Annotated in this window: 9 protein-coding genes; 8 read left to right on the top strand and 1 reads right to left on the bottom strand. The window is 70.0% G+C overall.

The genetic code is table 11. From position 1 onward, the window contains the following. Positions 1–13 precede the first annotated feature (13 nt). From panD to AC060K_RS14965, 3 genes are all read left to right on the top strand, one after another. Positions 14–490: an aspartate 1-decarboxylase gene (gene panD / locus AC060K_RS14975; RefSeq protein WP_483766278.1), complete on the top strand. Its 477-nt coding sequence runs from the start codon at positions 14–16 to the stop codon at positions 488–490. After that, positions 487–2,184, top strand: coding sequence for an L-aspartate oxidase (locus tag AC060K_RS14970; RefSeq protein ID WP_483766199.1), 1,698 nt, complete (start codon positions 487–489; stop codon positions 2,182–2,184). Before panD ends, AC060K_RS14970 begins: the two co-directional genes overlap by 4 nt. A gap of 148 nt (positions 2,185–2,332) precedes the next feature. Then, positions 2,333–5,911, top strand: coding sequence for a hydantoinase B/oxoprolinase family protein (locus AC060K_RS14965; RefSeq protein ID WP_483766198.1), 3,579 nt, complete (start codon positions 2,333–2,335; stop codon positions 5,909–5,911). Positions 5,912–5,915: 4 nt separating this feature from the next. Here the strand turns inward: AC060K_RS14965 and AC060K_RS14960 are convergent, their stop codons facing one another. Then, positions 5,916–8,033, bottom strand: a complete 2,118-nt coding sequence (locus AC060K_RS14960; RefSeq protein ID WP_483766197.1) for a hypothetical protein — start codon at positions 8,031–8,033, stop codon at positions 5,916–5,918. Between the two features lie 78 nt (positions 8,034–8,111). Between AC060K_RS14960 and nadC the strand changes: the two genes are divergently transcribed. From nadC to AC060K_RS14935, 5 genes are all read left to right on the top strand, one after another. After that, positions 8,112–9,053 (top strand): carboxylating nicotinate-nucleotide diphosphorylase, encoded by a 942-nt coding sequence (nadC, locus tag AC060K_RS14955; RefSeq protein ID WP_483766196.1) that lies wholly within the window; start codon positions 8,112–8,114, stop codon positions 9,051–9,053. A 59-nt stretch (positions 9,054–9,112) separates the two neighbouring features. Further along, positions 9,113–10,645 (top strand): lysine--tRNA ligase, encoded by a 1,533-nt coding sequence (gene lysS, locus AC060K_RS14950; protein ID WP_483766195.1) that lies wholly within the window; start codon positions 9,113–9,115, stop codon positions 10,643–10,645. A 22-nt stretch (positions 10,646–10,667) separates the two neighbouring features. Then, a complete protein-coding gene (locus AC060K_RS14945; RefSeq protein WP_483766194.1) occupies positions 10,668–10,826 on the top strand; it encodes a hypothetical protein in 159 nt (52 codons plus the stop codon). A gap of 125 nt (positions 10,827–10,951) precedes the next feature. Continuing rightward, positions 10,952–11,284 carry a histone-like nucleoid-structuring protein Lsr2 gene (locus AC060K_RS14940; RefSeq protein WP_483766193.1) on the top strand — a complete coding sequence of 111 codons (333 nt, stop codon included), beginning with the start codon at positions 10,952–10,954 and terminating at the stop codon, positions 11,282–11,284. Positions 11,285–11,385: 101 nt separating this feature from the next. After that, a partial coding sequence (locus AC060K_RS14935; RefSeq protein ID WP_483765222.1) for a transposase occupies positions 11,386–11,608 on the top strand: 223 nt, incomplete at its 3' end.

Raw genomic sequence — 11,608 nt, 5'->3', positions numbered from 1 at the left:
GCTCCAGCGACCCATGATGATCGCGAAGATCCACCGGGCGACGGTGACGCAGGCGGACCTGCACTATGTGGGCTCCATCACTGTCGACGCCGACCTGCTCGACGCCGCGGACCTCGTCCCGGGCCAGCAGGTCGACGTGGTCGACGTGACGAACGGGTCCCGCCTCACCACCTACGTGATCCCGGGGGAGCCTGGTTCGGGCCAGATCTGCATCAACGGTGCGGCCGCGCACCTGGTGCACCCCGGCGACGTGGTCATCCTGATCGCCTACGGCCTGCTCTCCGACCACGATGCGCGCACCTTCCTGCCGAGCGTGGTGTTCGTGGACGAGAACAACCGCATCGTCGAGGTCCTCGACGAGCCGGGCCACGTGCCCGACGGCTACGGGCTCGAGGAGAGCGGCATCCCGATCGAGCCCTTCCAGACGTCCGGGCTCGTCCGCACCGCCGCCGGCCGGGCCTCCGTGCCGTCGGTGTCGGGCCGCGGGTGAGCGCGCCCTCTCCCGGGGCGCCGTGGCCGCGTCTCGCACGTGCCCTCGCGGCGCCCGCGCCGGGCTGGACCACCACGGTCGACGCGATCGTGGTGGGGTCCGGCATCGCCGGCCTGACGGCCGCGCTCGAGCTCCGCACCCGGGTGCCGCGCGTGCTGCTCGTGACGAAGGGAGAGCTGTCGTCGGGCTCCACCGTGTGGGCGCAGGGCGGCATCGCCGCCGCCCTCCACCCGGAGGACTCTCCCGAGGCGCACCTCGCGGACACGCTGGCCGCCGGGGGCGGGCTGAGCGACGCCGACGCGGTGAAGGTGCTGGTCACCGAGGGCCCGGAACGGGTTCGCGAGCTCGTGGCCCGTGGCGCCGTCTTCGACCTCGCCGGAGACGGCGAGATCGCCCTGACCCGCGAGGGCGGGCACCACGCCGACCGGATCGCCCACGCGGGCGGCGACGCGACGGGCGCCGAGATCTCGCGGGCGCTCGTGGCGCAGATCGAGGCCGTCCGCCACGACCCCGGCATCGAGGTGGTCGAGAACGCCCTGGTCATCGACATCCTGACCGGTGCGCCCGACGCCGAGGGGCGCCGGCCCGCGGCCGGGGTGACCCTGCACGTGCGGGGGACCGGCACGCGTGACGGCGTCGGTGCCGTGCTCGCGCCCGTCGTGGTCCTCGCGACCGGCGGGATCGGGCAGGTCTTCCGCTCGTCCACGAACCCGGCGGGCGCCACCGGCGACGGCATCGCGGCCGCGCTGCGGGCGGGCGCGGTCCTGGCCGACCTGGAGTTCGTGCAGTTCCACCCCACGGTGCTGTGGCTCGGTTCGGGCGCCAAGGGGCAGCTCCCGCTGATCTCCGAGGCCGTGCGCGGCGAGGGCGCGCTGCTGCTCGACGTCGACGGCCGCCGGTTCATGCCCGCCGTCCACGAGATGGCCGAGCTCGCGCCCCGAGACGTCGTTGCGCACGCGATCGTGCGGCAGATGGCGGCGACGTCGTCGGACAACGTGCTGCTCGACGCGCGGCACCTCGGCGCCGACTTCCTGCGCCGGCGCTTCCCGACGATCACCGACCGCCTGCTCGCGAACGGCATCGACTGGACCGAGGAGCTGGTGCCGGTGGCGCCGGCCCAGCACTACCACTCGGGCGGCGTCGTGACCGACCTGCACGGGCGCTCGTCGGTGGAGGGCCTGTACGCGGTGGGCGAGGTCGCCTGCACCGGCGTGCACGGCGCCAACCGGCTCGCGTCGAACTCGCTGCTGGAGGGGCTGGTATTCGCCTACCGCGCCGCGCGCGACGTGGCAGGCCGGTACGCCTCCGGAGACCTGCGCACGGCACCCGAGCCCGTGGAGCGTCCTGGCGGTACGGCCCTCGTCGCCGCCGCCGCGCGGTCTCGGATCCAGAAGGTGACGTCAGGGGGGTCCGGCGTGATCCGCTCCGCGGCCTCGCTGGAGGCCGCCGACGAGCGGCTCGCCGCCGTGCGCCCCGACGCCCACCGCGTCGCCGACGTCATGGCCGAGCCCCAGGTCGCGGAGTGGGAGACCACCAACGTGCACCAGGTCGCGCGCGCCCTCACGCTGGCCGCGTGGGAGCGGACCGAGACCCGGGGCGGGCACTACCGCATGGACTTCCCGTCGACGGACCCGGACTGGGCGCGGCGCGTGCTGGTGTCGCTGGCCGACGACGGCACGGTGCGGCTGGCCTGAGGCCTCCGGGCCGCTGTCGGCCCGCGACCAGGTAGCTGTTCCCACTTCGGGTCGCGACCAGGTAGCTGTTCCCCTTCTCGTCGTGAAAGGGGGAACGGCTACCTGATCGCGGGGTGGTCGGGGAGGACGAACCGCATACTCTCAGCGCATGGGCTGGGAGTTCTGGATCGATCGTGGCGGCACCTTCACCGACATCGTTGCGCGGCATCCCGATGGAGGCTTGTCGACACACAAGCTGCTCTCGGAGGACCCGAGCAGGTACAAGGATGCCGCTGTGGCCGGTATTCGGCGCGTACTGGAGAGCGCCGAGGAACTCGACCGAACGGTCGACGCGGTTCGGATGGGCACCACCGTTGCCACCAACGCCCTCCTCGAGCGGGGTGGCGAGCCGACCGTCCTGGTCGTCACGAAGGGCTTCCGCGACGCCCTGCGCATCGCATACCAGAACCGTCCACGGATCTTCGATCGTCACATCGTTCTACCGGAGCCGTTGTACTCGCGCGTCATCGAGGTCGACGAGCGGGTCACGGCTGAGGGCGAGGTCCTTCGGGCGCCGGACCTGGAGTCCCTGGCTCCCGAGCTGCGGCGCGCTCTGCACGACGGCTTCCGTGCAGTTGCGGTCGTCTGCCTCCATGCTCACCTGTACCCCGCTCACGAGGCGGCGGTCGCACGGCTGGCGGAGGAGGTCGGCTTCACCCAGGTCTCCCGGTCGGCGGAGGTGAGTCCCCTGGTGAAGCTGGTAGCGCGCGGGGACACCACGGTTGTGGATGCCTATCTGTCACCAGTTCTTCGTCGTTACGTGGACCAAGTCGCTGGAGACCTGCGTGGTGTGCCCTTGCGGTTCATGCAGTCGAACGGCGGCTTGGCGGAGGCTGAGCGCTTCCGCGGCAAGGACGCTGTTCTCTCGGGTCCGGCAGGTGGCATCGTCGGGATGGCACGGATGTCTGCGCTTGCAGGGTTCGACCGCGTCATCGGCTTCGACATGGGAGGAACCTCGACCGACGTCTCGCACTACGCAGGAGCCTTCGACAGGGTCTTCGACACGACTGTCGCTGGAATTCGCCTGCGTGCTCCGATGCTCGACATCCACACCGTCGCGGCCGGAGGCGGTTCCCTTCTGCACTTCGACGGCGGGCGGTACCGTGTCGGTCCCGAATCTGCCGGAGCGGTCCCCGGCCCAGCTTGCTACCGCGCTGGCGGTCCGCTGACGGTCACCGACGCTAACGTCCTGCTCGGTCGTGTCCAGCCCGACCACTTCCCCGCAGTCTTCGGTCCGGGCGGTGACGAGCCGCTCGACGTCGACGTGGTCCGGGAGAAGTTCGCGGAGCTGGCTGCTGCCATCGGTGACGGTCGTACGCCAGAGCAGGTGGCAGAGGGATTCCTGGCGGTTGCGGTCGCGAACATGGCTGGAGCCGTCAAGAAGATCACGGTCCGCAAGGGGCACGACGTCACCCGCTACGCACTTGCCACGTTCGGTGGTGCAGGAGGGCAGCATGCATGCGCGGTCGCGGACGGTCTCGGGATCGAGACCGTGCTGGTGCCGCCCATGGCCGGCGTGCTGTCAGCGCTCGGTATGGGTCTTGCCGACACCACTCTCATGAGCGAGCGGGCCGTCGAGCTGCCACTGACCCCTGACTCCGTGGCCGCGATCAGGCAGACCGCCTCGGCCCTCGAGGTCGGTCTGCGCATGGAGCTCACCGGAGGCCTGATCGATCGCACTGGCACATCTCCAGCGATCGTGGTGACAGCTCGGGTACACCTGCGATATGACGGGACCGATACGACGATCCCCGTGCGCTTCGCGGACATCGCAACGATGGTGGCAGAGTTCGAACGCACGCACCGCACGACGTACTCCTTCCTCCTGGATCGGCCGTTGATCGCTGAGGCGGTCGCTGTCGAGGTGGTGGCCCCGAGCGCTCATGCCGAACGCGTCTTCGAGAGCATCCCGACCGGCCCCCCGGGAGTTCCCGGTCCAGCGGCGACAGTGCGGATGTTCGCGCATGGCGACTGGCACGGCAGCCCCCTCTACCTGCGCGACGATCTGATACCGGGGTACCGGGTGCTTGGCCCGGCCGTCATTGTCGAGCCGAACGCGACGACCGTCGTCGAGCCGGGTTGGTGCGCTGAGGCGACGGGCGCCGGACACCTGATCGTCAGGCGGGTGGTTCCACGCCCAAAGGCAGATGTGGCTGCGGCGGCAGACCCGGTCATGCTCGAGATCTTCAACAACCTGTTCATGTCGATCGCCGAGCAGATGGGCTCTCGGCTCGAGGCGACGTCCCAGTCGGTGAACATCAAGGAGCGACTCGACTTCTCCTGCGCTCTGTTCGATCCCGACGGCAATCTCGTGGCGAACGCACCGCACATCCCCGTTCACCTCGGTTCCATGGGCACCTCGGTGAAGGAGGTGATCGCCAGGCGGCGAGGCACGATGCGTCCGGGGGACTCGTACGCGGTCAACGACCCGTTCCACGGCGGGACCCACCTCCCGGATGTCACTGTCATCACGCCCGTGTTCTCCGACGACGGAGCCGAGATTCTCTTCTACGTCGCGGCACGTGGTCACCACGCCGAGATCGGGGGCATCACGCCCGGGTCGATGCCTGCGGACAGCCGAGAGATCGACGAGGAGGGCGTGCTGTTCGACAACTGGCTTCTGGTCCAGGACGGGGCACTTCGTGAGCGCGAGACTCGTGAGTTGCTCGCCTCCGCCCGGTACCCGTCGCGAGACCCGGCGACCAATCTGGCGGACCTGCGTGCCCAGCTCGCGGCCAACGCCAAAGGGGTCGAGGAGATCGGGGCGATGGTCGAGCACTTCGGGCTCGACGTCGTGCAGGCGTACATGCGCCACGTCCAGGACAACGCGGCGGAGGCTGTCCGGCAGGTGATCGACGCTCTTGCTGACGGCGAGTACAGGTATGAGACGGACAGTGGCGCCGTGATCGCGGTACGGGTCAGCGTGCATCGCGAGGAGCGGCGGGCGACGGTTGACTTCACGGGCACGTCGCCGCAGCTTGCGACGAACTTCAACGCCCCGTCGTCTGTCGCGACAGCCGCGGTGCTCTACGTCTTCCGCACCCTTGTCGCCGACGACATTCCGCTCAATGACGGATGCCTCCGTCCACTGACGATCGTGATCCCGCCGGGCACGATGCTCTCACCGGAGCCTCCGGCGGCTGTCGTGGCCGGCAACGTCGAGACGAGCCAGGCGATCACCGGAGCGCTGTACGGGGCGCTCGGGGTTCAAGCTGAGGGATCAGGCACGATGAACAACCTCACGTTCGGTGACGAGTCGCGGCAGTACTACGAGACGATCGCGTCGGGTTCAGGGGCGGGTGAAGGGTTCGACGGTGCGCCGGCGGTCCAGACCCATATGACGAACTCGCGGCTCACCGACCCAGAGGTTCTGGAGGCGCGGTTCCCGGTCTTGGTCCGGGAGTTTTCGATCCGGGCCGGATCAGGCGGTGCCGGCCGGTGGCGCGGTGGCGATGGTGTCGTGCGGGTGCTGGAGTTCCGGGAGCCGATGAGCGTGAGCGTGCTCTCAGGCCACCGTGTCGTACCGCCGTACGGACTGCGCGGAGGAATACCCGGGGCGCTGGGGCGGAACACCGTCTCTCACACGGACGGGACGGTCGACGTGCTTGCTGGTTGTGCACGAGCCGAGCTCGGACCGGGTGATGTCCTGACCATCGAGACGCCCGGCGGCGGTGGCTTCGGCTCATAGGGCGTCAGCCGCGAATACGCCTCCTCGCCTCGGCGGTCATGGCGTCGGCCAAGCGGCCGAGCCTGCGGGGCAGGATTCCCAGCCGGTCCAGCCCGCGAGCGATCGTCCCGACGAGGACGGCCCAGGCGAGGACGGCGGGAATCGTGGTGAGCTGTGCGATGTCCGGCCAGTGCCATGACCAGATGATTGTCGCTACGCCCGCAGCGGCAGCCGCGACGGCGAGCGTCCAGATGAGAGCTGCGCCCGCGAGGAAGACAGGCAGACGACGCTGGGCCTTCAGCTGCTCGTCTCTCAGCTGACCGAGGAGCTCGCGGTTCCTTGCGGCGAGGGCGGTGCTGTACCGGTGCTCTTGTGAGGGCCCGGAGTCGGCGTCCGGGCGACTGTCAGCCAACGAGACCACCGGAGCCAGCGAGTCCAGGACGAGCGGCGCGATACGTTCCACGGCGGCGATCGCCTGCGTGTACCGCGCGACCGCGCTGAGATGGCCTTCGGTGGCTCTCGCGGCGTGAAACTCGGCGCGGAGACGCGCCAGAGCACGGGCCACTCGGCCCAGGTGGGCAGGGTCGCCACCGGCGGCCGCGACTGCCAGCGCGACCGTCGCGGTTCCCTCGTGGCTGAGCCACAGATCGCCCGTGCTCGCAGGTTCTGCCAGGTCGAGCAGTCGCGTGACAGCAGAGCGGAGTGCCGGGCCGCCGTCGACCTCGAGTACGAGAACGAGAAAGCCGATCCAGTCCAGGATCCGCAGGGCGTCCGGTGGGTTGGCTTCACCGGAAGCGAGACCGCCGATCTCGTCGGCGAGGAGCTCCATCGGGGCATCACCCAGGGCGACCTTGCCGGCGCTGACGAGCACGTCGGAGATCGGGTCGCCCGGTGCCAGGAGCGCGACGCGGTCCAGCATCTCCCGGCGGAGCGACATGTCAGCCTCTGCTGCGCACAGCACCTGGAGCACTGCGAGGGCCGACGTCATCGTCATCCCGTCATAGACGAGCGATCCCAGGCGTGACTGCAACGCGGCGTCCCGCCGGGGGTCCCAGGTCTCGGACGCGGTGGCCGGCGCCCGGTTGAGGAGCTGGCGTGCCGCAACCACGATGTTTCGGGTGGGAAACGGGTCGAGCGTGTCCGCCCGGAGCGCGGCTCCCGGATCAGCGGCAAAGAAGTCGCGCGCGAGGATGCTTTCTCGCGCGCTCACGCGACCGGTGAACTGCACTGTGCCGTTGCGGTCCACCCCTCCTGCGGCAAGAACCACTCCGCCTTGTTGTGTGGCCGTCATCAGGGAGTCAGCCGTGCGCCGGTCGACCGGTGACACAAGGTGGAGGCTCGGTCGTCGGGACAGCCAGCCCGTCGCTGGGTCGTCGGCGCTGACCCGGTGTGTCCTCCGCAGGTGACCCACTGTCGCGGCCATGGGGCTCTGGGCGCCTGAGGGCCACAGGACGACGTCGGGGAGGCCGGTGCAGGCGAACTCGATGCAGTTCGCGAGGAGTCGAGTGGCGCCGTGCCAGTCGAGGGGTAGCGCGGAATGGACGACCCGCCATGCGAAGTGCTCAGCACTCACGGCGAGGAGCGCCTCGCCGTCCGCGCTCCGTACCACCGTCTCGAACTCCTGCAGCAGCGTTGCGGGCACCGACAACCACGAGCTCAGCTCGCCGAGCTGCCCTGTGGCGGCCAGGTCAGAGGCGAGGTCGATGGGGAACGGGTAGTTCAAGAGCACGCTCTCGACGTCTGCCGGCTCTGGGCGGGCCGGTCTGGCCGGGCGCCGATCAAAGCTGAGGGCGGGCCCGTCCGGCATGGCGACGAGCGTGTCGACAGCCGCGTACTGGTGGAGCAGCACGAGCCCACGGCCGCGCCGGAGAAACTCCGTGATCGCAGCCGAATGCTTGCGGACTGCGGCTGCAGCTCGGCCGTCGGCATGCCGGAGTGCGTTCGATGCGATGACGATCGCGTCGTATGCCGACTCCGGCAGGGTCGAAAGGACCGGTGCGCACTCCTCGTCGTGCACGACGTCGACCGACACCGGCTTGCCGATCGCGGTGAGCATGGCTCCGGCGTCGACGATCGCCTGGCCGTCGTCGGCGTGGAACTGGCGGGTGGACTCAAGACCGTCGACGATCACCGCGATGCGCACCACGCGAGGCTATGTGCCTGCACGACTCTCAGCGGGGTCCTGGGACCGCGTGTCGACGGCAGCGACTACCGTGGCCCCGTGAGCACTCCTGGCACGCTGCCCGTCTTCGCCGCCCCGTCCACGGTCGAGCCGGGCCTCGACCCCGCGTGGGTCGCCCGCGTCGTCGAGGTCGCCCTCGACGAGGACCTCGGCCCGGCGCCGGGACGGGACGTCACCACCCAGGCGACCATCCCGTCGTCGGCCACCGGCACCGCGGACCTGGTGGCCCGGGCCGACGGCGTCGTGGCCGGGCTGGTCGTGGTGGAGGAGGTCCTCCGCCAGGTGGCCGGGCGGCTCGGGCTGCCCCAGCCGGAGGTGGTGTTCCACGCGCAGGACGGCGCCACGGTGGCCACGGGCCAGGTGCTCGCCGCCCTCAGCGGGCGCACGCAGGTGCTGCTGGTGGGGGAGCGGACGCTGCTCAACCTCGCGAGCCGGGCATCGGGCGTGGCCACCGCCGCCGCGGCGTGGTCGCGTGAGCTTGCCGGCACGGGCGCTCAGGTGCTCGACACGCGCAAGACGACTCCCGGCCTGAGGGCGCTGCAGAAGTACGCCGTGCGTGCCGGCGGCGGCACCAACAAGCGCATGGGCCTCTACGACGTCGCGATGATCAAGGACAACCACGTGGTGGCCGCGGGATCGGTGCGGGCCGCCATCGAGGCGGTGCGCGCCACCTTCCCGGACGTGCTGGTCCAGGTCGAGGCCGACACGACGGCCCAGGCGCTGGAGGCGGTCGGCGCGGGCGCCGACTTCCTGCTCCTCGACAACATGCCCACTCCGGTCCTGGCGGCGACCGTCGCCGCGGTGCGCGAGCGCGAAGGTCGCGACGGCGTGCCGGCGCACGTCGAGCTCGAGGCCACGGGGAACCTCACGCTCGACCGCGCCCGGGAGGTGGCCGGGACGGGTGTGGACTACCTGTCGGTGGGTGGGCTCACGCACAGTGCGCCGATCCTGGACCTGGCCCTGGACCTGCGGCCGGCCTGAGACCTAGGCGACGGGCGGCAGAGGGCGGGCGCACCGGGGCGCCTCGGTAGGATTGGCGGGTGACCACCGACACCAGCACGCCGGGCGTGCCCGACGACGCGCCCGAGACCGACGACCTGCCCGAGCAGCTGCGGATCCGGCGCGAGAAGCGTGAGCGCCTGCTGGAGCGCGGCGTCGAGCCGTACCCCGTCGGCGTCCCGGTGACCCACACGATCGCCGCCGTCCGCGAGGCGTACGGCCACCTCGAGGCCGGCGAGGAGACCCAGGACGTCGTGGGCCTCGCGGGTCGCGTGGTCTTCCTGCGCAACACCGGAAAGCTCTGCTTCGTCACCGTTCAGGACGGCGAAGGAAATCGCCTTCAGGCCATGCTCAGCCTCGCGGAGGTGGGTGAGGAATCCCTCGCCGACTTCAAGAGCGACGTGGACCTCGGTGACCATCTCTTCGTGCACGGCCGGGTCGGTTCGTCGCGTCGTGGAGAGCTGAGCGTCTTCGCCGACGAATGGCGCATGGCCGCCAAGTCGCTGCGCCCGCTGCCGGTGCTCCACAAGGACCTTTCGGAGGAGGCGCGGGTCCGTCAGCGTTATGTGGACCTGATTGCCCGGCCCGCCGCTCGCGACATGGTGCGCGTCCGCGCGGGCGTGGTGCGTTCGCTGCGGGAGAATTTCCACCGCCGCGGCTTCCTCGAGATCGAGACGCCCATGCTGCAGACGCAGGCGGGCGGCGCCACAGCGCGCCCATTCTCGACCCACATGAATGCCTTTGACATCGAGCTCTTCCTGCGCATCGCCCCGGAGCTGTTCCTCAAGCGCGCCGTGGTGGGCGGCGTCGAGAAGGTGTTCGAGATCAACCGCAACTTCCGCAACGAGGGCGCGGACTCCACGCACTCGCCGGAGTTCGCGATGCTCGAGGCGTACGAGGCCTACGGCGACTACGACACCATCGGCGCGCTCACCCAGGACCTGGTGCAGACGGCTGCGCAGGACGTGCTGGGCACCACGACGGTGACGCTGCCCGACGGCGCGGAGTACGAGCTGGGCGGCGAGTGGCCGCGTCTGCGGATGTACGAGTCGCTGTCGCAGTCGCTCGGCGAGGAGATCACCCCCGAGACGTCGGTGGAGCACCTCGAGAAGCTGGCCGACCGCCTCGGTATCGAGCTGGGGAGCAAGCGTTTCATCAACCACGGCAAGCTCGTGGAGGTGCTGTGGGAGCACCAGGTGGGCGACCACCTGTTCGCGCCCACGTTCGTGTGCGACTTCCCGGTCGAGACCTCCCCGCTGACCCGCGACCACCGCACCGCGAAGGGGCAGGTCGAGAAGTGGGACCTGTATGTGCGCGGCTTCGAGCTCGCGACGGGCTACTCCGAGCTGGTGGACCCGGTGATCCAGCGTCAGCGGTTCGAGGCGCAGGCGCTCCTGGCGGCGGCGGGCGACGACGAGGCCATGCGGATCGACGAGGACTTCCTCGCCGCGATGGAGCACGCGATGCCGCCGTCGGGCGGAATGGGTATGGGCATCGACCGCCTGCTCATGGCGCTCACGGGCGTCGGTGTCCGCGAGACGATTCTTTTCCCGCTCGTCAAGCCACAGGGCTGACCGCAAACGTGAGGAAGTCGTGATGGAAACGTTCTGGGCGGGCGCTGCGGCCCTCGTGCCTTCTGCGGGGCTGGGCCTGATCTTCTGGTTCGTGATGAGAAAGATCGTGCGCGCCGACCGTGACGAACGTCTCGCACTGGAGCGAATGGACCGCGAGGCGGCGGAACGCGCGGAAAAGTAGTCCGCGGCGATTTCACGCTCCCTTCCCCCGCGTGTATTCGTGCCCTGTAATTGACATGCGATCACTCGATAGGGCATGCTCCAGAACTGCACATGGTAAAAGGTGGCGTGGGAAAGGTGGGTCCGATGGTTCAGAAGGTTCAGGTTGTTCTCGTGGACGACATCGACGGCGGCGTCGCCGAGGAAACCGTGACTTTCGGCCTTGACGGCGTGAGCTACGAGATCGACCTCAGCACCGCGCACGCCGCCGAGCTGCGCGAGGCGTTCGCCCCCTGGGTGGGCCACGCGCGCAAGGCCTCCGCCCGTACCTCGACGGCCCGCCCCGCGGCCCGTCGCTCGCGCGGCTCGTCCAACACGGCCGAGATCCGCGAGTGGGCCAAGGCGAACGGCCACACGGTCAGCGACCGCGGCCGCATCTCGGCCGAGGTGCTCGAGGCCTACAACAAGGCCAACGGCTGACACGTGCTCCCCGCAGGGCACTGATACGCACTTCCCAGGCGCCCCGGTCGCCCGCCCACGTGGCGGGACGGCCGGGGCGCCTGCTCGTGCACGCCTAGGGCCTGTCCTGTGAATGGCCTGGTCACTGGTTCTGTAATGTCCGGGTTGTGGGTGTTGGTCGGGGTGAGTTGACGGATGCGGCGTGGGCGCGGATCGAGCCGCTGCTGCCGGTCTCGTCCGGGCGTGGCGGGCAGTGGCGTGATCACCGGCAGGTGATCAACGGGATTTTGTGGCGGCTGCGGGCCGGGACGCCGTGGCGGGACGTGCCTGCGAAGTACGGGCCGT

This window comes from Antribacter sp. NEAU-D49 (assembly GCF_057158775.1).
Note: the sequence above shows the minus strand (reverse complement) of the source record. Positions and strands in the feature narration are given on the sequence as shown.

Coding starts and splice junctions, on each gene's coding strand:
- panD (WP_483766278.1), top strand. CDS start 14: ATGATGATCGCGAAGATCCACCGGGCGACGGTGACGCAGGCGGACCTG.
- AC060K_RS14940 (WP_483766193.1), top strand. CDS start 10,952: ATGGTTCAGAAGGTTCAGGTTGTTCTCGTGGACGACATCGACGGCGGC.
- AC060K_RS14965 (WP_483766198.1), top strand. CDS start 2,333: ATGGGCTGGGAGTTCTGGATCGATCGTGGCGGCACCTTCACCGACATC.
- AC060K_RS14945 (WP_483766194.1), top strand. CDS start 10,668: ATGGAAACGTTCTGGGCGGGCGCTGCGGCCCTCGTGCCTTCTGCGGGG.